At 38.1% G+C, this 22358-nt stretch carries 26 protein-coding genes and 1 other annotated feature; of the genes, 19 read left to right on the forward strand and 7 right to left on the reverse strand.

The window, feature by feature from the left end; all coding sequences use genetic code 11:
- Window positions 1-22: 22 nt before the first annotated feature.
- Window positions 23-718 carry a class I SAM-dependent methyltransferase gene (locus AC1VU3_RS14685; RefSeq protein WP_482983868.1) on the reverse strand — a complete coding sequence of 232 codons (696 nt, stop codon included), beginning with the start codon at window positions 716-718 and terminating at the stop codon, window positions 23-25.
- Between the two features lie 358 nt (window positions 719-1076).
- On the opposite strand from AC1VU3_RS14685, the gene AC1VU3_RS14690 reads away from it, so the two are divergent.
- Window positions 1077-2039, forward strand: a complete 963-nt coding sequence (locus AC1VU3_RS14690) for a protein kinase family protein (protein ID WP_482983869.1) — start codon at window positions 1077-1079, stop codon at window positions 2037-2039.
- 351 nt (window positions 2040-2390) lie between these two features.
- On the opposite strand, the gene AC1VU3_RS14695 is transcribed toward AC1VU3_RS14690, so the two are convergent.
- Window positions 2391-3107, reverse strand: a complete 717-nt coding sequence (locus AC1VU3_RS14695) for a DsbA family oxidoreductase (RefSeq protein ID WP_482983870.1) — start codon at window positions 3105-3107, stop codon at window positions 2391-2393.
- Between the two features lie 255 nt (window positions 3108-3362).
- Here AC1VU3_RS14695 and AC1VU3_RS14700 point away from each other — a divergent pair, with 255 nt between their 5' ends.
- Window positions 3363-4172: a phosphotransferase family protein gene (locus AC1VU3_RS14700; RefSeq protein WP_482983871.1), complete on the forward strand. Its 810-nt coding sequence runs from the start codon at window positions 3363-3365 to the stop codon at window positions 4170-4172.
- Between the two features lie 81 nt (window positions 4173-4253).
- Window positions 4254-5861 carry a thiamine pyrophosphate-binding protein gene (locus AC1VU3_RS14705; RefSeq protein ID WP_482983872.1) on the forward strand — a complete coding sequence of 536 codons (1608 nt, stop codon included), beginning with the start codon at window positions 4254-4256 and terminating at the stop codon, window positions 5859-5861.
- A gap of 42 nt (window positions 5862-5903) precedes the next feature.
- On the opposite strand, the gene AC1VU3_RS14710 is transcribed toward AC1VU3_RS14705, so the two are convergent.
- Window positions 5904-6053 carry a hypothetical protein gene (locus AC1VU3_RS14710; protein WP_480390369.1) on the reverse strand — a complete coding sequence of 50 codons (150 nt, stop codon included), beginning with the start codon at window positions 6051-6053 and terminating at the stop codon, window positions 5904-5906.
- Between the two features lie 296 nt (window positions 6054-6349).
- Here AC1VU3_RS14710 and AC1VU3_RS14715 point away from each other — a divergent pair, with 296 nt between their 5' ends.
- Both AC1VU3_RS14715 and AC1VU3_RS14720 read left to right on the forward strand, forming a co-directional pair.
- Window positions 6350-6694 carry a zinc ribbon domain-containing protein YjdM gene (locus tag AC1VU3_RS14715; RefSeq protein WP_480390368.1) on the forward strand — a complete coding sequence of 115 codons (345 nt, stop codon included), beginning with the start codon at window positions 6350-6352 and terminating at the stop codon, window positions 6692-6694.
- Window positions 6695-6828: 134 nt separating this feature from the next.
- Complete coding sequence (locus AC1VU3_RS14720; RefSeq protein ID WP_482983873.1) at window positions 6829-7485, forward strand: VOC family protein; 657 nt, start codon at window positions 6829-6831, stop codon at window positions 7483-7485.
- A gap of 22 nt (window positions 7486-7507) precedes the next feature.
- Here AC1VU3_RS14720 and AC1VU3_RS14725 read toward each other — a convergent pair whose 3' ends face one another.
- From AC1VU3_RS14725 to AC1VU3_RS14735, 3 genes are all read right to left on the reverse strand, one after another.
- Entirely contained in the window at window positions 7508-7900 is a 393-nt protein-coding gene (locus tag AC1VU3_RS14725; RefSeq protein ID WP_480390366.1) for a potassium channel family protein, read from the reverse strand.
- Window positions 7901-8018: 118 nt separating this feature from the next.
- Window positions 8019-8888, reverse strand: a complete 870-nt coding sequence (locus tag AC1VU3_RS14730) for an SAM hydrolase/SAM-dependent halogenase family protein (RefSeq protein WP_482983874.1) — start codon at window positions 8886-8888, stop codon at window positions 8019-8021.
- Window positions 8889-8976: 88 nt separating this feature from the next.
- Window positions 8977-9246, reverse strand: a binding site (T-box leader).
- A gap of 380 nt (window positions 9247-9626) precedes the next feature.
- Entirely contained in the window at window positions 9627-10166 is a 540-nt protein-coding gene (locus AC1VU3_RS14735; protein WP_482983875.1) for a GNAT family N-acetyltransferase, read from the reverse strand.
- 274 nt (window positions 10167-10440) lie between these two features.
- On the opposite strand from AC1VU3_RS14735, the gene AC1VU3_RS14740 reads away from it, so the two are divergent.
- The gene (locus tag AC1VU3_RS14740; RefSeq protein ID WP_482983876.1) at window positions 10441-11010 is read left to right on the forward strand and encodes a histidine phosphatase family protein; all 570 of its coding nucleotides are present in this window, start codon (window positions 10441-10443) and stop codon (window positions 11008-11010) included.
- 18 nt (window positions 11011-11028) lie between these two features.
- Here AC1VU3_RS14740 and AC1VU3_RS14745 read toward each other — a convergent pair whose 3' ends face one another.
- Complete coding sequence (locus AC1VU3_RS14745; protein WP_480390362.1) at window positions 11029-11310, reverse strand: YiaA/YiaB family inner membrane protein; 282 nt, start codon at window positions 11308-11310, stop codon at window positions 11029-11031.
- A 164-nt stretch (window positions 11311-11474) separates the two neighbouring features.
- On the opposite strand from AC1VU3_RS14745, the gene AC1VU3_RS14750 reads away from it, so the two are divergent.
- The 13 genes from AC1VU3_RS14750 to AC1VU3_RS14810 all read left to right on the forward strand — a co-directional run bounded on the left by AC1VU3_RS14750 (window position 11475) and on the right by AC1VU3_RS14810 (window position 22274).
- On the forward strand, window positions 11475-12263 hold the full coding sequence (locus AC1VU3_RS14750) for a GNAT family N-acetyltransferase (RefSeq protein WP_482983877.1): 789 nt from the start codon (window positions 11475-11477) through the stop codon (window positions 12261-12263).
- A gap of 10 nt (window positions 12264-12273) precedes the next feature.
- Window positions 12274-13197, forward strand: coding sequence for an alpha/beta fold hydrolase (locus tag AC1VU3_RS14755; RefSeq protein ID WP_482983878.1), 924 nt, complete (start codon window positions 12274-12276; stop codon window positions 13195-13197).
- A 407-nt stretch (window positions 13198-13604) separates the two neighbouring features.
- Window positions 13605-14117: a GNAT family N-acetyltransferase gene (locus tag AC1VU3_RS14760; RefSeq protein ID WP_482983879.1), complete on the forward strand. Its 513-nt coding sequence runs from the start codon at window positions 13605-13607 to the stop codon at window positions 14115-14117.
- Between the two features lie 408 nt (window positions 14118-14525).
- Window positions 14526-14951 carry a hypothetical protein gene (locus tag AC1VU3_RS14765; RefSeq protein WP_482983880.1) on the forward strand — a complete coding sequence of 142 codons (426 nt, stop codon included), beginning with the start codon at window positions 14526-14528 and terminating at the stop codon, window positions 14949-14951.
- A gap of 49 nt (window positions 14952-15000) precedes the next feature.
- Window positions 15001-15774, forward strand: a complete 774-nt coding sequence (locus AC1VU3_RS14770) for a hypothetical protein (protein WP_482983881.1) — start codon at window positions 15001-15003, stop codon at window positions 15772-15774.
- Window positions 15775-15829: 55 nt separating this feature from the next.
- The gene (locus AC1VU3_RS14775; RefSeq protein ID WP_482983882.1) at window positions 15830-16432 is read left to right on the forward strand and encodes a hypothetical protein; all 603 of its coding nucleotides are present in this window, start codon (window positions 15830-15832) and stop codon (window positions 16430-16432) included.
- 121 nt (window positions 16433-16553) lie between these two features.
- Window positions 16554-17327: a hypothetical protein gene (locus AC1VU3_RS14780; RefSeq protein ID WP_480390355.1), complete on the forward strand. Its 774-nt coding sequence runs from the start codon at window positions 16554-16556 to the stop codon at window positions 17325-17327.
- Between the two features lie 388 nt (window positions 17328-17715).
- A complete protein-coding gene (locus tag AC1VU3_RS14785; protein WP_482983883.1) occupies window positions 17716-18540 on the forward strand; it encodes a P-loop NTPase family protein in 825 nt (274 codons plus the stop codon).
- A gap of 170 nt (window positions 18541-18710) precedes the next feature.
- The gene (locus AC1VU3_RS14790) at window positions 18711-19184 is read left to right on the forward strand and encodes a DUF2243 domain-containing protein (RefSeq protein ID WP_480390353.1); all 474 of its coding nucleotides are present in this window, start codon (window positions 18711-18713) and stop codon (window positions 19182-19184) included.
- On the forward strand, window positions 19181-19984 hold the full coding sequence (locus AC1VU3_RS14795; RefSeq protein ID WP_482983884.1) for a cytochrome c oxidase assembly protein: 804 nt from the start codon (window positions 19181-19183) through the stop codon (window positions 19982-19984). Before AC1VU3_RS14790 ends, AC1VU3_RS14795 begins: the two co-directional genes overlap by 4 nt.
- 18 nt (window positions 19985-20002) lie before the next feature.
- Window positions 20003-20434, forward strand: a complete 432-nt coding sequence (locus tag AC1VU3_RS14800) for a DUF2512 family protein (RefSeq protein WP_482983885.1) — start codon at window positions 20003-20005, stop codon at window positions 20432-20434.
- Between the two features lie 64 nt (window positions 20435-20498).
- Window positions 20499-20723 (forward strand): hypothetical protein, encoded by a 225-nt coding sequence (locus AC1VU3_RS14805; protein ID WP_480390350.1) that lies wholly within the window; start codon window positions 20499-20501, stop codon window positions 20721-20723.
- Between the two features lie 99 nt (window positions 20724-20822).
- The gene (locus AC1VU3_RS14810) at window positions 20823-22274 is read left to right on the forward strand and encodes a hypothetical protein (RefSeq protein WP_482983886.1); all 1452 of its coding nucleotides are present in this window, start codon (window positions 20823-20825) and stop codon (window positions 22272-22274) included.
- The last annotated feature ends 84 nt before the right edge of the window (window positions 22275-22358 follow it).

The raw sequence follows: 22358 nt of genomic DNA on the forward strand, positions 1-22358 counted from the left end.
GAACGTTTCCATTTTTCCGTTGTTATTTCTTTTGCATAAAAATTGCCCATAAGAAATCTTCTCCAAAAAGCTCCTGAGAAGAAGTCTTTTTCATCTTACGAAATTGTAGGATTTCAAAATCTCTTTCAAATATCCTTCTTAATCGTTTCTCTGTGTATCCAATACCCCGCTTCAAGCTCTGATCCTTGTATATTTCCTTATCTGATGTAGGTAGAGCTCCTTCAGGAGTAAAGCAGACAAGTCCGAATCGACCATCCTTTTTTAGAGTCCTCTTCAAAATTTCTACATAGGAAATTCTTCTATGAGGAGTCAGATGATGAAACAAACCACTATCGTAAATGAAATTATACTTTTCTGGCTCTAACTCTATATCAAAAAGAGAGGCGCATTGAAAGTTAATGGTTGCTTCATTCTCCCGAGCACGCTCCATTGCCCACTTGATAGCATTCTGCGACAAATCAATGGCATCCACCTCACAACCCTGCTTAGCCATGTAAATCGCATTTCTACCGGGTCCACAACCTAATTCGAGCGCATTTGAAGGCTTAAATCCCTTGTTAAAGTAACCGACTAGATTCTCATCTGGTCCTTCGTTTTTAAAAAATGGAATATCCTTTTCACGGTCATTATAAAAGTCCTCCCAAAATTTCTTTGGCTCTCTAAAAACCTCGTCTAATACTGTAAATAAATCTTGAACCTGTAATATTTCCTTATCCAACATTCCATCCCCCTATCTGTTTATATTTTACAAGAGAGAGGGCTAATCGTTGTTACACAGTCGTTAAAAGGAGTTTACATATTTAAATAGAAAGAGGACACGATTGCTGATGATTTCCTCTGTACATTCAAAAATTGACCTTTCATACTAGTTAATTCCTCTGGAAATAGGTAAGTCTGCAATATTAGATAAGAAGCGTAAAATGGAAAATTTCAAGGTTTAAAAGGATACAATTTTCCATAATCGAATTCGTTCTGTAACAATTGAAATATATTTGTAATATTTAACGTGCTAGAAGGAAACTGTATATATTTGGAGAACAATATAGCTATCAATGTCTGTGAAAAGAGAGATGATCATGAACCAATCTGAAATGACGATAATATTACAGAATTATTTTATTCAACCTAAAGAGATAACCTTTATTAGAAATGAGGAAAGAATTCTAGCGAGAATAGAAGATATAAATAGTGTTACCTACTATATAAAAGGCGAGAAGGGAAGAAGAGAGTATGTAGAAAAATGTTGTGAGTATGCGGAATATCTAAGAAAAGAAGATTTTCCAACTGTCTTCTATCAAAAAGGCAAAGAAGACTCCTATACTTATTTATACAACTCTAAAATTTTCACATTGGAAAAAGCGATGAAAGGGATGGATGTTGAGATACTTACGGATAAACATCTTAAATCAATTGCCCTATTGCTTGGGGAACAGCACCATTTATCTATAAAATCTAACATACATATTAACCAGGCTACCTCTTGGAGTCTTTTCGGCGGGAATGCTACGGATGAGATTGGTGACTATGATGAAAATGAATTGTCGTTTTGGCAGATGAGAGAGGCTTGTCAGCAAGAATCTTTATTTCCACGAATTGAAGAGTTTTATAGCCAGAGGAGAGCAAGATTAAAGAAGGAGTGGGCTACCTTACCAGGTGGCCCAGTGCAAGGAGATTTTTGTTATTATAATATGATTTTTTCAGATTCTTCTCTGACTGGATGCTACGATTACAATTTAGCTGGAGATGAAGTATACATAAACGAGCTGGTCGCAGTAGCAATCTATCATTGCTGTCATGTTCCCTATGTGGGAGAAAAATCCGAAATCGAGCGTTTTTGGTCCTTCATTCGCTATTATGAGCAGGGACGTAGCTTAGAAAAAGCTGAGAGAGACGTCATCGGTGATTTGTTTGCAATAATTCGTGCTTTCCGTTACGACAGGGTAGAAGAAGGATTAGCACTTAAGGGGGAACAGAGGACACGGTTTTTAGAGGAAACGCTTGAAATTCTGGAATCAAATATTATATTGCCTTCTATATAGGCAATAAAGGGTTCATTTAGTGAGGCTGTTACAAATCCAGCTCCTTATTGATAAGTTCTATTCTTTTTGGAGTATAATTAAAATTTATTTTTAGTAAGTAACTCGATTGGTTCGGAGCAGGGTGGTAGGTTAGCCAGCACAGCCATGCACGTTAGCGATGAGTGCGGGCTTACCGGGGGGAAAACTAAGAACGTCACGTCGTGTGACAACGTTTTCCTGACCAACATCCTGTTGGCCTCCACTCCAAGCGTCCGACGATGCGGAGAACCTGAGTCTCAAAAAACAAGAAAACACTTACGACTCTATAGAATCATAAGTGCCTCTCATTAAATTTGTACCAGTCTCTATAAATTAATTTTTTATGTCGCATCTATCATCTGTGCAAATGCCGGACTCTGCAGATGGTTGAAGCTGTTCAAGTGGGGAAGGACGGTTTTCCTCTTCCCATACTTTTTCAAGCGATTTGACGAAGGTATCTAGTGGTTGTGCTCCCGAAATAGCATATTTTCTATTTAATACGAAGAAAGGGACTCCTTGAATGCCAAGCTGCTGTGCCTCTTGCTGATCCATTAGCACCTCATCCAAGAAAGCATCACTTTGTAAGACTTCTTTTGATTGGCTTCTGTCTAACCCTACCTCTTCTGCTAAATCTAATAACACTTCCCTGTCACCTAAATATTTTGATTCAGTGAAATGAGCACTTAGCAGTTTTTCAGTTAAAGTGGCAGCTTTCTCTTGTGTCTCAGCAAATTTAACTAGTCTATGGGCATCTCTTGTGTTTGTTTGCTTCATATTATCAAAATTATACCCTAATCCAACCGTGGCAGCGTTAGCAATCATTTGTTTATTCATTGCTTGTGCTTGTTCAACGGACACATTCATTTTCTTTGCTAGCATCTCATCAAGTGAAATATTCGGGTCACTTGGTAGATGAGGCTGCAATTCGAACGCTTTAAAGGAAACCTCTACTTGATCCTTATGCTCGAATCCTTCTAGTGCCTGCTCTAGTCTTCTTTTGCCGATATAACAAAAGGGGCAAATGTAATCAGACCAAACTTCAATTTTCATACATAGTCACCTTCCTTACGTTTCATTTCGTATTTTTCCAGACGTTTTAACTATATCATAAGTTTTCCAATTCGATTCTTCATAAGCTTGTGGAACTTTAAATGAGTAGATTAAAAAGTAATGCAAATTAGCTTTTTATTGTTGAGATAATTTGGGTTGTTAAGTCAATTGTTGAAGGTTTCTTTCCTTGTTATGCAGAATACAGTAAGAAAGACATAAGGAAAAATTTGATGAAGGGAGAAGGGGGGATAAAAGATGAACATAGAATACATATTATCGGAGCTTGGATATTCCGGTAATTTTTCATACACAGAAATACCAGGCGGAAAAGATAGTACGGTGTTTAAATTTGTAAACGATGATGGGGAAATACTGGCTTTACGAATCATCTCTAGTGACCGATTGCATCAATTCAAGCGAGAGAAAAAGCTTATGGAGCTTGCTAGAGAAAAAGGGATTCCAACACCAAGGGTCTATTCTGTAAAAGCGGTAGGAGAATATGCCGCAATGGTTATGGATTGGGTTCCTGGAAAGACAGTGTTAAGTGCATTACAGGAAAATCCAGCGTGCGCTTCTGTTTTGGGGTTTAATTTTGGAAGGATGCAGGCTCTTATTAATCAAATAACGCTTCCAGATGAATGGCGAGAGGAAAATTGGCTAACTCCTGTTGTAGAAGAGGAGGAAATTTTGAAAGCTGTATCTCCTTCTGGAGATCAACTTCTTCACTTGGATTATCATCCCCTTAATGTGATGACGGACGGAGTAAATATCGTTGGAATTATTGATTGGATGAATGCGGCAAGAGGAGATTATAGATTCGATTTTTCTAGAACATATTCAATATTAGAGTTAGAGGGATTAAAGGTTTTCCAAGATGATATAGAGGTGCTTCAGACTTTCCGAAAAGGCTGGCGGGAAGGATATGAAAGCATCCTGGGCACAATGGAAAATATGTCGATATTCCATGCATGGGCGGGGAAAAGGATGCAAAGGGATATGGCTAATAGAATTCTTCCTAACGATTACATACGTATTGAACAATGGATACAAAGCTGGCTTCATTAGCTAAGAAAACCTTCTTCTTTCACGCAGTTTAACCCGGTCTTATAAGGGAAAACTCTATATAAAGAAAGGAGAGGTTTTTTTATGAGCAAAACTGTTGCGGAGGTCATATTAGACCAGCTATCTCTTTATGGTGTTAAAAGAGTGTACGGGGTGACGGGAGATACGATTATTGGTTTGCTGGATGCAATGGCAAAGCAAGACGAAATTGAATTTATACCAGTGAAACATGAGTCAGTGGCAGCTTTCATGGCATCTGCAGAGGCGAAATTGACTGGAAAACTTGCGGTATGCACCGCTACCATGGGGCCAGGTGCTACGAACTTATTAAATGGTCTGGGAGATGCCTATTCCGACAGAGCACCTGTACTTGTCATCACTGGGCAAGCTGCAACCGATAAAATAGGAACTGATTATCAGCAGTACGTGGATCAACAAGCCTTATTTCAACCTTTTGTTGAGTTTTCTACCAATTTGGCCAGCCCTAATGCTATTGGAGAGCTGCTAAGAAAGGCAGCATTGACCTCTATGGAGCAAAGAGGCGTTACTCATATTTCCGTTCCTAAGGATTTATTTCAACAAGAAACCACTTCAAAGGCAAAGCCATATCCAACTATGTTAAAGGGTGTTGGATCGTTTGGAAAAGAGGATATGCAAGAGGTTATTGCTGTGATGAATAAGGCGAAAAAACCAATAATCCTAGCTGGTGCTGGAGCAGAAGGTGCAACAGAGGCTATAGATAAGCTTTCCAAGAAGTGGGGAGCAGGCATCCTATTCAGCTTTGGAGGAAAAGGTATTTTTAAAGCTTCTACCGAGCATTTATTGCAAGGTATCGGGGAGGGAGGTAACCCTCATGCGAAGGAATTATTTCGGGAAGCAGATGTAGTGCTTGTTGCAGGAGCTACCTGGTGGCCAGATGGATATGTGCCGGAAAATGCCGATATTATATTAATAGACTTGCATTTAGAAAATGCAAACAAGCGCATCCCAGCGGATATTGGCATAAAAGGAGACACACAGGAGGTTATCCCGCTTTTATTGGAAGGAATATCAGGAAATCAAGAGAGCTATGACTGGGTTACCCAGATAAAAGCGGTAAAATCAAAGTGGGCCATTCAAAACGAGCAAGAAGGAAAAATAGGTGGCTCACCAGTTCATCCTTCGAGAATCGCTAGAGCTCTAGAAAATACAGTAGCAGATGATGCAATCCTAGCTATTGATACAGGGGATGTAACCGTTTGGATGAACAGAAACTTCCGTCAAACCAATCAAAAGGTACTGGTATCTGGCTACTGGCGTTCCATGGGGTTTGGATTGCCTGCAGCTTTAGCAGCCAAGTTGGCGGCTCCTGAAAAACAAGTGGTGGCTGTCGTGGGAGATGGAGGTCTTCAGATGACCTTGGCCGATTTAACTACTGCGACACAGCTCAATTTGGATATTACGGTAGTTGTATTCAACAATCGTGCGCTTCAAATGGAAAGTGATAAAATTCAGGCTGCAGGGGTAAAGGAATTAGGAACACAGCTTATAAATCCTGATTTTGTGAAAGTAGCGGAGGCTTGTGGCTGGAAAGGCTACCGAATTACAGAGGATAGAGGGATGGAAAAAATATTGGAGGAAGCATTAGAGTGCCAAGGTCCAACACTTGTGGATATTGATACGGAACAAGCCTTTTTCCCAGAAACCGAATAAACAAAAAATCCACATCCGCTTGTGAAGGATGTGGTTTTTTGTTTAAAACATTGGAAACACATAGGATATCAGGAACCAAAGAAGCCCGAAGAAAATAATTAGGTACGCTGCATACTTGATAAAAGTAGCACCAACCAGACCATTATCTGTATGCTCCTCGCGCCGAACTTCTACTTTTCTTTCTTCCTCCATGGCTTTTGCTCCTCTCGTCTTCCATTTATTCTAAATTAGGGTAGGTAGGTTATAGATTTAATACCCTGGGAGAGTTGAAATAAACATATAGAACAAAGAAAAAGGGTGCGGATACCTAAATATGTCTATATAACGTAGAAAATGAATACTCACCATTTAATTTCAAAGGCTCTGTGACGGTCAGCCAGTAAAAGCAATATCCATATCCAGTTGGCTAGTATATTTCTCTCATATTTCCTTTCCATCTAAGAGTACTTCTATATTAAAATGGAGAGGATGAATTGGAGGGATAAAACATGACAGTTACATTACCGAATTGTCCAAAATGTGGATCAGAATATACGTATGAGGACGGATTCATGCTCGTTTGTCCAGAGTGTGCGCATGAATGGTCACCGAATGAGGAGCAGGAAGTTGATGAAGATATCCTTGTGGTGAAGGATGCAAACGGTAATCTTCTACAAGATGGTGATACTGTTTCTATTATTAAAGATCTTAAGGTAAAAGGAAGCTCTTCTGTTCTAAAAATAGGGACAAGAGTGAAAGGAATTCGCTTAGTTGACGGAGACCACAATATTGATTGTAAAATCGATGGATTTGGAGCTATGAAGCTTAAATCGGAATTTGTGAAAAAAATCTAATAGAAAAAAGCAGAAGCTGGTTCTGGATGCTTCTGCTTTTTTCATTCATAAGTCTGAAATTATATATAATCCTCCTTGAGACTGAGCCGTAAAATCCCATCTCACTCTATAGTAGTGGTAAGGGAGGGAATATTGTGAAGATTAAACAAGTAGAGCTATACATAAGTCGTTATAATGAAACGGTTTATTTTTACGAGCATGTTCTTGGATTCCGCTTAAAACTTTGGACAGAAGAGATGGCCGATTTTCAAATTGGTGACAGTATTTTAAGGCTGATAAAGGATAAGGAAGAAAATCACTACTACTATCATTTTGCTTTTAACATTCCTGCAAATAAATTTAAGGAAGCAAAGAAATGGCTGAAGGAGAAGGTGATTTTACTTACAGAGGATGGAGAGGATGAAATAGAGTTTGACGGTAGAACGCAAGCGACCTCTTGTTACTTTGAGGATCCTTCAGGAAATATTGTTGAGCTCATTGCTCGTAAAGAGGTGGCTCCCAACTCAGATAAGCAGGAATTTACAGTGAAAAATATCCTCTCTATCAGTGAAATCAGCTTTTCCACAGAGAACATAGGAGCAGCCTATAAGCAAATGCAAGCGTTGGGCCTCGCGGTTAGTAATGATAATGATGTCCATCTGCACACATATCTAAATTTTGTGGGAGATCGGGAGGATAATGCTTTTATTTTACTTGGGCCCGTAGGGAGACGATGGTTGTTCTCGGAGAAGCGAGCTATAGCCTCCCCGGTAGTTATCGAGACAAATTACGGTAAGCTTTTTCATAAATGAAAAACACCTCTCTGCAATTAAATCAGAGAGGTGTTTTTTCTTGTTTATCCTTTTGGGAGAAAAACTTTTTCCCCTTTGCTAAACTTTCAAAAGCATCTGTATTAATCATGGTTCTTCCAAGGGTAAGTAATGTGATGAACATGACCCCTGTACCCACAGTTAGATAAATCATCGTAAATACCTTGCCGAAATCAGTTACAGGAGATAAGTTTGTTTCCACACCTGTCGGGATGAGGCTAACCACACAAAAATAAATGGCATCTAGTACCTCCCAGCCCTCTTTCTTTGTGTAGAAGAGAGTTCCCGAAAGGATAATAAAAAACAGCGTTGTAAATAACGAAAGGAAAATAGGCTCCTTAAAGGCCTTGAAAAACGCTTCGATAAAACGTTTTACGGTCAAAATAAAAGAAAGCATGCTGTTTCCACCTTACTATAAATGTTGCTCAAAACAGTATAACAAAGTGGGATGTGAAAAACAGTTACAAATTTTCAAACAAACGGATTATAAAAGCTTCGGTTTATTTTAGAAAAAGTCATCCTGATTTTGATAAAATCTTTGTAGTTACTTTTTGTATGTTTATTTCTGAATGAATACCAGTAATCACATCGTATGTTTCTGCAAAAGAGCGCTGATTTAGTGCAATACCGATATTATCCAATGAATTGATGTAGAGTAGTGGTTCGCCTATATCAGCTGCAGCGAAGGAACGACCATACGTTACATTTCCTTCGAACACGGCATGACCGTTATTTTGAATGGAAACATAGAAGCTATCTCCGTATTCAACCCCAAGCTCTTTGAATTGTAATCGACCTATATTCGTCCAAAGATTACCAAAGGGATGGTCAATAACATCGATAACCCCTTGTACGGTCCCATCCTCAATAAAGGATTCCTTTAAAGGTAACTCCACGATTGTATTGGTTGATGAAGCAGGCCCCACTTGGTTATAGTCAATGACTCCCGATGCCAGGCGAGCACCAGTATAGGCGAATATATCTCGGCCATGAAAAGTGTGAGATTCCCCTGAATTCGGAAGGCGATTAACCGATTCATCAATTACTCGAACCTCCTTAATTCCGATAAATCTTTTCACATGAGTAAGCGTTCCATTGTCCGGAGTCACGATATACTGATCCTTCGCTGTTTTCACCACGACACTTCTTCTGTCTGATCCAACGCCTGGATCTACGATTGAAACAAACACTGTATTTTCTGGCCAATAATTAATTGTTTGCCATAATCGATACGAGGCCTCCCAAATATCAAAGGTAGGAATTTGATGAGTTAAATCAAAAATAGGCAGTCCACGTTCCACTGTATTAGCTACCCCATGCATCGCGCTAACCGCTCCATCACTTATTCCAAAATCTGACTGAAACACTAACAATCCTTTTGACATATCAAACACTCCTAAGCTGTTTTTATTTTCAATTGAGGAGAATCAGCATGTAAAAAATCCCGCCCTCCTCAATCATTCATCATTGATTGAAAAGGACGAGATATATCTCGTGTTACCACCTTTTTTCACTGCTTACTCACATAAGCAGCCTCAGCAAGTGTAGAATTTCTGACATGAATTCTAGACTCGTGGTATGGATAACGGGTACCAAATCCCGCGTCCGCCTAAGGTGCACTTGCACGTTCGATGGAGTGCTCAGAGGCCATTGTTCAAATGGAGTATTTTCTGCTTCTTTTCAGCTGCCGAAGCTCTCTTGAAGAAATTCAACCATTTTACTTTTTCTCTTCATCGCATTAACTTATTATAGAGAATTTACACTCAATTCAGAACACTGTCAATACATTTTAATGAATTTTTCATCAATTAGAACCTTACTATATTTATTTATGCTTAATTGTGAAAGCAATTGCTCGGAAAAAGGGAGCTACTGCTCGAAACAGGCGCAGTACTGCGCGGAAAAGAGGAGCTATCGTTCGGTAATGTGTATCTATCGCGCGGTTAATATTTGGAGAGGCAGCTATTGCTCGAAAAAAGGGAGTTACTGCTCGAAAGAGGGGTAGTACTGCGCGGAAAAGAGGAGCTATCGCTCGGTAATGAGTACCTATCGCGCGGTTGATTTTTGGAGAGAAAGATATCGAGCGATGGCCTGTGCCTATCGCTCGATACTTTGGATTGCTCCTACAAATGAAGGGCTTCCCATTCCTCACGTAGAATACCCATTCTTATAGAATCATAGTAATGACCGTTGTAATAACGGACTTTTCTTATTCTTGCTTCTTGGGTCATTCCAAGCTTTTCGCCAACGCGAATCATACGCTCGTTACCAGACCAGGTTGTATATCCTACTCGAACCAGAGGCAGCGTTTGGAATAAATGATTCATCCAAAGTTTTAAGGTCCTTGTCCCCAAGCCATTTCCCCAGCTCGGTGCTTCGTGAAAGACGATGCCCATTTCTAGCCAATTAGAAGGCTCATGCTCCCAATAATAAGAGACGATGCCACATACAATGCCGCTTACTTCGATTGCCCAGAAGCTTTCACTATTTACATAGCAATCTGCTTTTTCCATAAACGTTTCATATGGAACTTGCTTATACTCATAGTAAGGTGCATCCCATTTTTTCCATTCAGGAGACTCTTCCTTGTGAATGAGCTCCCAAAGTCTTGGAAGATCCTCAGTCTTTACTTGGCGTATAATTAGTTCTTTGTCTTGATACAAGTTATTTTCCTCTTTTCAGTCGTTTAGTTTTTCATTTATTGATTGAAAAGAGCTGCTGTTTGCAGAGATTACTTTTCAATCACCTTTGTTTTGTTTTTCATCTGTAGACACTTCCTTTCTAAAATATTAGCTTTATTATAAAGTATTATTGGAAATATTCGCAAAAATTTTAAGAAAAACTACTTCTTTCTTATATAGTTTATGAGAAAATAAAATAATCTGAATCCTCTTGGTGGACGTAGGAATAAAGTAAAAGTGTAAGGGGGCAAGAACCATGAAGAAAACCACCATTTATTTGATAAGACATTGTAAGGCAGAGGGGCAAGAGCCTGATGCAGCGCTTACGGAACAAGGTAAGCAGGATGCAAAAGAACTTGTTCAAATGCTTAGTGATACAAAGGTAGATCATATCCTTGCTAGTCCCTATAAGAGAGCGGTCGATACCATTAGGCCGTTAGCGGAGAAGTTGAACCTTGAAATACAGAGGATAGAAGGACTAAAGGAGCGAGTGCTGAGTGATCAGCCGATGGATGATTGGTTGGTAAAACTAGAGCAAAGCTTCACAGACAAGGATTTAGCGTTTGAAGGTGGAGAGTCGAGTAGAGAAGCTCTATCGAGGATTTTGAATGTTATTGAGGAGATGGTGAATAACGAAGAAATGAACCAAGTTGTCCTAGTTTCTCATGGGAATCTGCTGTCATTATTAATTAATCATTACAATTCGGCATTTGGATTTCAGGAGTGGGCGAAAATGAGGAATCCTGATTTCTTTATTTTAGAATTGGAGGGGAATAATGCTCGAATTACTCATCATCGTGAAGTAAATAAAAATCCTGTCCTCTAAATTGGACAGGATTTTTGCTTACGACTCTTTTGTGTTTGAAGGAATTCGAACGTTATTTAATCTTTCTTGTTCTTGCTCAGCGATTATTTCATTATCCTCCGCGTTGTCACGAGTAACCTTTTGGGTCAGGATAGCACCTACTGCTACTAAAATCATCACCGCAATATAATATCCCTTTTCGTTTAGCTGTAGATTGTCTGCATTATACAGACCGATACTGAACATCAAAACCCCTGCGAAAAACGTAAAGTAAGCTAGCACTGTGAAAGCCATCGTATTACGACGTCTATATCTCTTCAATCGAGTCCTCCCCTTCCTTATATTACTATTCTATGAATATTATTATAATAGATGACGCATGAAAAATGTTGCAAAAATTTACTTGTTTTTTCATTTTTAGAGGAATTATATCACAAAAGGTAGAAATTTGTATAAATGAAACTTACAGAAACGGAGATATAGAAATGACTATACACCTGATGGAAACAGCTGAAATAAATGCGTTAAAGTCAAGACTCCAGACCATACAGTCACTAAAAGGAAACCCAATGAAAGTGAATATCTTAAAAAGAGGGGATATGTATGGCTTTCAAGCAAAAAATATCCCTGGACCTGCGTTCAATACAATAAGGGGAATAAACGAAGAAGATCTTCCTCAATTAGATGAGCTTTTCTCTCATTACGAAGAACAAGGAATTTCCTTTCGTATAGAAGTGTCTCCTGTTAACGGGTCGGAGAAAGTATTTCGGAAGCTAAGTGAAAAAGGCTTCTATCAATCTGGCTTTCATTGCTCTTTTATAGGAGATATAAATAATGTTCTGTTAAAGGAGTATCCTGCAGACACAGTCATCAAAAGATTGAAGGAGGATGAGTTTCCCCTCTTTGCAAATATCTATGTTACATCTTTTGGTTTGCCGGCATTCATTACAGAAGGGGTTCGACAAAATAATGAGGTTCTCTATCATGTGCCGGGATGGGAATTTTACCTTGCCTATTATCGTGGAGAGCCGGAGGGGATCTCAGCTTTATACATAGAAAAAGAAGTTGCAATGCTTTCTGCGGCAGCTACTCTTCCTGAATATAGAGGTCTTGGGATTCAGACGGCTCTCATTGGTGAAAGGGCCCAATCTGCGAAGCAAAAGGGAGCAAGATATATTGCATCGGAGGCTGCCTTTGGAAGTGACAGTTATCGCAACATGCTTAGAGCTGGGTTACAGCTGGGCTATACGAAATCATTATGGACGAAGCTTTAGGAGGACCAAAATGGAATTAACAACCGTTGTTAGAAATGCGCTAGGAATAGTTGGATTTCCTTTTACGTTCATGAATTTAGCTATCCAACGACAAGGCAAAGTCGCACCCCCAGGCAGAATAATACAAACCTCCACTTCGGCCTTGCATGTAATAGAAATAGGCGAGGGACCGGTCACTGTCATTTTGGAAGCTGGTCTCGGTTCCTTTTCAATTGATTGGTATGCTGTTCAGCCTGAGCTCAAAAATGCAAAGGTTGTGGCCTATGACCGAGGTGGTTACGGGTGGAGCACAACGCATAGAAAGACAATGACAATAGAGGATACAGTCAGAGATCTAAAGGAGCTCGTGGAATGTCTGCAATTAGAGCCGCCATTTGTATTGGTGGGTCATTCATTTGGAGGTCTTTCCATGAGGTTATTTGCGGCTAGATATCCTGCGTTAGTTGCGGGGTTAGTACTGATAGATTCTGTCCATGAGAATCAATATAGGAAAGAAAAATATAACCATTCATACAAACGTCTAGTTACGTTTGGCTATATAACATCGTTAATAGGAATTCCAAGATGGATCAATCAAAGAGTGGGAAGAAAGTTTTTACATAAGGACTTAGAAAAGCATCTCACCTATACAGGCTTTCACCTTACGTCTTATCAATCGTTGTATCGGGAGTATCGTGATACTATACATGCTGTGCCTTTGCTAGAGAATACTCAGTTACATAAAGAGCTACCTGTCGTTGTAGTGAGCTCGAATAACCCATCTAGTCAATGGGAAAGACAGCAAGCATTGTTAGCCGGGTTAACGCTAAATACAGAATGGATACAGACAGAGCATGGTCATTCTATCCATTTGGAAAACCCGCAGTTAGTCATTGATGTAGTTCAAAACTTAATAACAGAATCTTCCGCAATAAAAGGACATGTTCTTTCTTAAGTTTTTTACGTCATTCCATTAAATTGCAGAATGAAGAAATCGATATTGAGAACGAAACCACGTCTGGTTTGAATAGAGCAGCATAGCACATGGCTGTTTCTAATGAATTCTTAGAAACGAAGCAACTAAGCGCATGTGAAATAAACTATTCTCGGAGCTAGATTAACTAAAGACAAAAAGACTCTTTTATCCCGCATTAAGGGACAGTAAGACTCCCATTTCAAGATGGCAAAAGAAAGAGACAGCTAAGTGGGAGATCAACTGTCCCTAAAAGCCCGATTGGTTCAACTAATGATTGGTGGGGGATGAAAGAAAACCCCCACCAATCAAAGTTTCACTTTATTAAAAGGAATATCTCTTCCTTCCACGAATAATGATAAGATATATTATTTAATTGGGGGAGTTCTATGTTAACAGAGATAGAAATTGAGCAGCTTTACTCGACAGTTGAGCATATGGAGGAGTTGTCCGAGCTATTAATACAGGTAGTAGAAGATGGGGCATCCATTGGTTTTTTACCACCGATAGCATTAGCAGAAGCAATGGATTATTGGGAAGAGGTAATCAATCCAGATGTTCTTTTATTAGTGGCTAAGAAGAATAATCGAATTGTTGGGAGTATACAGCTGCACTTATGCTCCAAGCCGAATGGGTTACACCGAGCAGAAATCTCGAAGCTAATGACACATCCTCATTATAGGAGAATCGGGATTGGTCGCCTCCTCATGGAGACGGCAGAAGAGATGGCAACTGCAAGAGGGCGATCGCTGATTGTATTAGATACTCGAGAGGGAGACCCTTCTAACCTCCTTTATACATCGTTAGAATATGAGAAGGCAGGGGCAATCCCTTTCTATGCAAAGTCTGCAGACGGAAATTTAGATTCTACTATCTTTTATTACAAAATGATAGGTAAATAGAAGTGATTGGCCTGTGGAAATTTAATAGTAGATATAAAGTCATGCACATCTTCTGGGAGATGTGTTTTTTTATTTGGCATAAGTGCCTATAGAATCATTTGTAACGAAAAATATGAGAGGGAATAGCGGTGTATAGGGTATTTTGAATTACATATTCAGTCAAAAAGAAGAAAAACAACAATCTATTTGTAGAAAGATTAGAAGTTTAGTAGAAAAGATTGCCCGCAAAAAATGCAGTCTTATACTAAGATTAATCTCCTGATTCAAAAGTTCCGTGGGTATATCGGGAGGATTGATAATAATAAACTTTATGACTATAGGGAGGGAATGTGTTACTGAAAATGAATAAATCCTCTTACTCTTCTGGGTAAAATGAATGGACAAAACGAGAAAGGAGTCTAGGTTTGATTGAGAAAAGTATTAACTATATTGTTGATTCTATTAATAGTAGGATCAGGCACAATTTATGCATCTGAAAGCAAATTTTCACATCCTATTTTAGAGTGGTATGATCGGTCCTTTAATAAGGATTCTGAGAGATTACTGGAAGTTACTGACTCCGGGTTATTTAAATTCTCGAATAATGCGAAGCTGCTTGTAACAATTACTACTGAAGAAATAGATAAAAATCTATCAGAAATTTTATTAAAACAGGTAAAGAAGTCGGTTTCTACGATAAATGACTACCAAGAAGATAGCAACAATCTAATAGAAGAGACAGTGACCACATTAAGCAAAGAAGAATTAGAAGATGAGCTTGATAGTGCGGCTGTTGAAGAGGAATTAGAAGAGGATATTGAAAATATCTTAAAAGAAGTTTTAAACAACAATTAGTATCGCTAATGTTTTTCTTTCGTTTCATTAATGCTAAAGGGGTTATTTTATGCTGAAAACAGTTAAGGGTAAAGTCATAGCAGGAATAGCAGTTGTGTTCTTGTTTGTAGGTGGGGGAGTAGCTTTTGGAGCGACTAATGCTGGAGGCAATCTGCAAACATGGTATAACACAAAATTTATTAAGTCTTCTTTACTTATGACAGCGAATACTGCCAGTTATATAAACGGTAAAAAAGATATTCTAACTAATGAATATGCAAGTATCAAAACGAAAGCTGAAGAAACTATTAAAGCTACAAAAGAAAGGGAAAGCTTAGCAAAAGCAGATGCTATTAATGCTGCTAAAGAAGAGCATGTTAAAACATTAAACGGTAAGTCAAGCCAGATTGAAACGTACATGGATGGTCAGTTCAAATTCATTGAAGAGGCAGCTCAACTTGCTATCAAGGAAACTGGAGAAGAAGTGTTAGATTTGTCATATAGTGATTTGCTATTATTTACTGGTTTGGCAGGTGAAACTGCAAATGAAACTATGGAAAAAGAGCTTAAAGATGCTCAGGGTAAAGCCGTTGCTGATCTGGAAATTGCAATTAAAGAAGCAAAGTTATTGCTCCAAGGGCAATTAGATGTCAAAGCGGCCGATTCTACTGAAACAATAAAAAGTATGATTGATAATAAAACTTTAGAATTGGAAAATTTAATTTCCAGAAAGAAAGACGAGTTATTAGAAGAACAAAAAATCATTATTAGTGAAAGGGCTATTGAAATAGAAAATGAGGCTAAGGCGGTGCTTGACTCAGTAATTAAAGAAATAAACAAATGATGAAATAGAGAAAAGGATATCACAAAATCCTTTATTCTCTAAAATGGAGGACATCATGCTAAGTAGAATAGATAAATACAAAAAAACAGGAAGAAGAAAGCTACTAATAGTAGTATGTTCATTGCTATTTTGTTTTGCATTGGTGGGGAGTATTGGGAATGCAAACGCTAATGAAGATATAACAAGCATCTTAACTAATTGGTTTACAAATAAAAAATCACAATCTATTCAACAAATAGAAGTGGCCATAAATGATGAAAAAAATCTATTGGTTGCTGATCTAAAAAATACATTGACTTCTGAAATGAAAGTAGTAAATGAAGAGTTAGAGAGTTACACCCAACAAGAAATTTCTATTAGAGTCGATAATTTGCGAGCACATGCAGAAGAGTTGAAAAATAAATTAAAGTCGGACAAAAATGCTCAAGAGTTAATTGTACAAGAAAATCTTGATGCCATTGTAGAGAATGCTATTGCTTTAATGAATGGTCAAGTGGCTGAGCTATCATTACAACCTATTCATACAATAGAGGGACCTTCGGAAGAAACAAATAATGGTGAGTCTGTTCAACCAGATGAAGTGATAACAAACCCAGTAGATTCTTCAAGTTCCCCTAATAATTCAGAGGAAACTGTTACGCCTAATATAGTTCCTTGATTTGACAATGTTTTAAATGATGTCGATGTTCCTAGGTGAAAATATTCACGTGTTACAAAAATGGTGCAATATTTGTAAAAATATAAAATAAAAATCAAAAAACATCAGAGGAGAATGAACAATGAAAATCGTAAAAACAGTTAAAGGGAAAGTATTAATTGGAGCAACGGCAATCGCATTATTTACAGGAACAGGAGTAGCGTTCGGGGCTTCGGATGCAGGAACGAGATTAGAAAATTGGTTTAAGATCCAAGTTGGTTTGTCAAAAGAAAGTACAATTACTAGTGTAAATGGATATATTGATGAGAAAAAACCGGAATTGCTAGCTGAATATAACGAGAAAAAAGTTGCGGGTGGGGAGAAAATTACCAACCTTGGTAAAACATCTACAACTGATGTAAATAACAAAATTGATAAAAGTGTGAAGGAGCATAAAGATGCAATTGCGAAAAAGAAAGCTGAGCTAAATACTTATGCTTCCAATGAATTTAGTAAACTACTGGATTCAGAAAAGAAAAGACTGCGCGACTTATCTAACCAAGTAGCTGCAGCAGCTCAAACGGATACAGATAATTTTACTGGTGAAAAAGGAAGAAAAGCGCTAGAGGATTTAGAAACAGAAATTGGAGCAAAAGCAGAGCAAGCGGCAGCTGATTTAGAAACTGCAATCGCTAATGCAAAGACAGAATTAGGAAATAATTTGGATACGGTTGAAGAGACTACTTTAGTAGAGCTTAAGAAGATAGTAGATAAACATATTGCTGATTTACGTATTTGGACGACGAATATGATTAACTTCTCTGTACAAGAGCAAACCGATCTGATTGAAGACAAGGCGAAGGAATTAGAGGCTGCAGCAATGGATGACATTCGAGAAATAGTAGAAGGAATCTAAATTGTCTCTAAAATTACTCGGAATAAATAAAGTGTATATAAAAGAAGCTTTCCGTCTAGGAAGGCTTCTTTTTACTTTATGAAGTAATTTTTTTTACTTTTTAAAATAAAATCACTTGCATTTGAGCGTAATTAATATTACTATTTAAAGTAACAGGAAGGAGTGGGAGAAAATAGAAGATATTCGTTTAAATGTAGCATTACTTCGTAGAAAGGTACCGAATCTGACTACGGCGGCAAAATCGATTGGCATTCGACCGGCTACAGTATCCAATTTATGTACAGGGAAAATTGATTTGGGGAAAGCTGAGGTACGCACGCTTGTGGGTTTGGCGTCTTTGGCAAATTGTTCGTTGGACGAATTAGTGATAAGAGGGGAGAAGGTTCATATGATTCAAACGGGGATTAAAGCTCTAGACTTCTTTGCTCCATTAGTAAAGGAAGGGACAACTGGCTTGATCGCACGTCCGGGAATGGGGCAGCTAGTTATTTTAGCGGAGCTTTTACACAATTTGAAAGGCAGTAATTACAAGACAGTGTTTTTATTACCAAAGGGAGAAAGTAAGGAATTAGATGGGACAGTTGAGCTTGCAGACATAACAAGTTCCTCTATAGAAGAAACACTTGAGAAGTTCAAGGGGTTAACAAGTGATATTATTTTTATTACTGATCGTAGCTATGTTGTTTCTGGAGAGTTGTTTGACTTACAGGAAAAGCTGTTTAAAGAAAACCTTCCACCGATAACGACTATTCTTTTAGATTTATCAGGAGAGGTAGTAGACGAGGATATCCCTTATGGTCCTCTAGAAACAGTGTGGCAGCTGGATGCAGAGCTTGCAGCACGTCATTTCTATCCGGCGCTTCATCCACTTTACTCAACATCTTCTCTACTTGAAGGGGTCGATTTGGACCAGCGCCATTTTGCCTTGAGACAGCGTGCTTTGAAGCTATTAAGACGATATCGTGAGCTACGTGCGATGGTAACGGTACATGGTATGGAGAAAATCCCGACAGTTGAAATGGAAACCTATAAAAGGGGTTCTCGTTTAGAGGCTTATTTTACTCAACCTTTTGCTGTTGCAGAAGAGTTTACCAAGCAACCTGGGAAAAAGGTTACTTTATCTGAGACCTTGGATGACGTGGAAGCCATTTTAGATGGCAAAGCAGATGATATGGAAATCAAAGAGCTGACGTTTATAGGAAGCTTAGCTTAAAACTTAAAATATATAATACCATGAACTTAGTGTTCATGGTTTTTTGTTGTTCACTCTCCTGTTTGTTTGTCGGGAAACCCAGGAATATTTTTTATTTCCTCCTTTAACGTTTAAGTGATTCTTATCGGGGAAAACTAGATAATAATTTAGTTGATGGGTAGGAGGTTGCTATGACTACTGTTAAGAGAGTCCTTGATAGGGAAAGTCAGCGAAGATATGCCAAGCAAAATTTGTGGACAGGAGTATTGTTTGGGCTCGGAATAGTCGCATTTATAGACGAGGTGGTCTTTCACCAACTATTGCACTGGCATCATTTTTATGACAAGTCCACAAAGGATATAGGATTAGTCTCAGATGGGATTTTTCATGCTTTTAGCTTTTTTGCCACTATTGGCTCCGCTTTTTTACTAGCTGACTTACATCGAAAGCATGGATTTTGGGTAAAACGTTGGTTAGCAGGAATATTTTTAGGCTCAGGAATTTTTCAACTATATGATGGGACTATTCAGCATAAGCTTATGGGCTTACACCAGATACGATATGGTGTAGATATACTTCCTTATGATATTGTTTGGAACGTGATTGCAGTTCTATTGATTCTAGTGGGAGTAGTGCTTATTTTTCAGACGAGGAAAGATTTATGAATCAGCACTTGCATCAAGAGGTACTTGGTCAATCCTTTGAGGTTGCACAATATTTACTTGCAGTCCCATTTGTTTTATTCCTTTACCTTTACTTGCTTGCAGTTGTTTTATCGAACCGCCATAAGAAAAAATGGCCGTATTATCGCACTGTCTTTTGGGGGATCGGTACTTTACTTGCGCTTCTCAGTGTAATTGGACCATTGGCAGATAAGGGGCACACTGATTTCCGATTTCATATGCTTGGTCATTTACTTTTAGGAATGCTTGCTCCTTTCTTGATGGCCTTGGGAGCGCCAATGACGCTCTTTCTCAGAAGTCTGCCTGTACAGTCTGCACGTAAGGTTACCAAGTTATTGCATCGTAAGTTTTTTGGCTGTTATCAGCATCCATTCGTTGCAGCCGTACTTAATATTGGGGCGCTTTGGTTATTGTATACCACCAGCTTATATGAATTAATGCACCAGTATGCGTGGATATATTTTGTCGTTCATATACACGTCTTCCTAGCCGGGTATTTGTTTACGATTTCCCTTATTTATATTGATCCTACGTCTCATCGAAAAGGATATCTATATCGCACAATTATTTTTGTTATGGCTCTTGCAGGTCATAAAATACTTTCCAAATACATTTATGCTAATCCACCATTTGGAGTATCTAAAGAAGAGGCGGAAGCAGGAGCGATGCTGATGTATTATGGTGGAGATGCGATAGAAGTATGCTTAATCACTCTTTTGTTTTTTCATTGGTATAAGGCTACAAAACCAAAAACAAACTATTTACAAGCCGAAACTACTTAAAGAAAGGCAGTGAGGGTTATGTATGTAAAAACTTTTTTGATGAAATTTATCATGACTTTTGCTCTTATGTTGATTGTATTAGGTTGGTACTATGATGTCGGTTTACTTAATGTACTTATTACTGCGATAGCGGTGACGGTCCTCGGGTATATTGGAGATATCTTTCTTTTGCCAAGAATCGGGAATGCGCTTGCTACGTTGGGGGACTTTATTTTAGGGGGCCTGATTGTCTACGGTGTGGGAACGTTACTATATGATGAAATACCAGTTGGCACAGCAGCCTTTGTTATTTCCATCATATTGATTGTAGGAGAAATGTTTTTACATCAATATATAGAAAACAGAGTTTTTGAGCCCCAGACAACTGATCCGAGGGATAAGAAAGGGTATTATGAGCGAGTTGCGTTATATAACGAATATGCTGAGTATAAACAAAAAATGAATAAATAAGATGTATAATCCCTCCCCTTTTAGCCATTCTAATATTGGTTAATCAAGAAGGGAGGGTATACTGATGGATAACAAAAACAACCGTAACGAAAATGATTTCAACCGCAACGAGCGCAATCGTAACAACAATAACAACAATAACAACAACAATAACAATAACAACAATAACCTAGAGTTTGGTGACGATTTCAACTTCGAAAACCTAAACGAATTGGATAATAACAACCGTAATAACAATAACCGCAACAATAACAATGACAACAACAACCGTAATAACAACAAAAGATAATAACAATTAGTATACAAGGGCAATCTTACTATAAGGTAAGATTGCTCTTGTTTAATTTAGCCTGCAAGACGGGTAAAGGAGAGGAAAGGGGTGAGGCTGATGAAAAGTGATATGAGTAATGAACTGAGTATTAAAAAGGCTTATGCAACCTTCATGTTTCCTTTTGCTTTTCAAGAAAAAAGACGAAAAAGATTAATGGAAACCTTGACTGATAATGGATTCACGTATTTTAAATTAGAGAGAGAAGAGCTACAGGACAAGTATTATGGTAAGAATGTAAAGATTATACACGAGGAGCTAGACCAATATTTTTTGCCTTATATAGAAGATAAGCTATTTCCTACGACCACTGCGAATAGAGGGTTTTTACGCTATTCAAAACAGTTTAGCGATCAGTATAGTTGGCAATTAAGGGGAGATACGATGGATTTCCATCTTAATAGCTTAGATATTACTCTCTGTCCATTTGGTATAGGGGTCGTTACCTTAAGAGTGGAGTTAGTGGATGACGTGGAATATACGTTGTCTGAGGTCCTGAATTTTATTTCTCATTTTAGAGTGATGGAGCCAAAACTTACAGAAGAAAAAGGTGTGCGAATTTTTTCAGAAGGAAAAGAGATAAAAACGACCAATGCGTTAATTATGGAGCACCTATGTCCTTCCGTTAAGCCCTTTATCGTAAGCTCCAATAAGTTGGCTGGTTACTATGGCGGTCTTCCTTTCTTTGAGGACGAAAGAATGCTTTCTTCTGCGTTTCTTATAGCTGATGAGCAAGAAGAAATAACAAATGAACAGTTGTATAGAATTTCTAGATTGGATGGTAAGGATATAGAAGGGAAACCCTTAATTTCGAGTAATAACAAAGAATATATTGATCAATATGTGCAGAAGAATACTTATGATCGCTGGGCGCCTCTTACATATCTGATATTTTCTGAAAACACCCAGATGACTGTTACAATAAAACCCAGAGAGCTGCTTGATAAGGAAATTGCCGCTTTTATGAGCACCGATTATTACAATCTGTTACTTCATTATTATTACAAGGTTATGCTGCTACGCTTGTCCTTTGAATATAGCGAAATTACATGGGTGAAGGATAAGGAATATGTAAAAGAACTCATGGAGCGTATATCGAAGTTTTATTCGAGATATTTCTTTGGATTAATCTCTTCTAGATCAGAAGGAAAAGAAATAACGAATTTCTTAAGAAACAGCTTTCAATTAGAAGCATTGTTTAATGAAGTCTCTAATACACTTAATGACTTATATCGAGGTCAGGCTAACCAAATAGATGCAAGACAAAATGCCTTGTTATTTATGCTCACCATTTATACGGTCGTTTCGGGTATTTATGGAATGAATCTAGTAATTGAGGATTGGGAGGATTTTACAGATTGGTCAAAGGTTCCGGGATATTCATTCTTTGAATGGGTAGCACTTTTAACAGCTCTAAGCGGAATAGGGATTGCTATAACAATCCTCGTTATGTATGGATGGAATGGTGTGCGTGATAAGTATAGAAAGTGGAAGAGAACGAATGAAATGTAAATATGGTTAAAAGAGTAGGCAAATAGGTATTCTTGTCTGCTTTTTTATTTTGAATATCATAATTATAATTATTTGACTGTTCTT

The organism is Psychrobacillus sp. Z16_25, assembly GCF_056856695.1.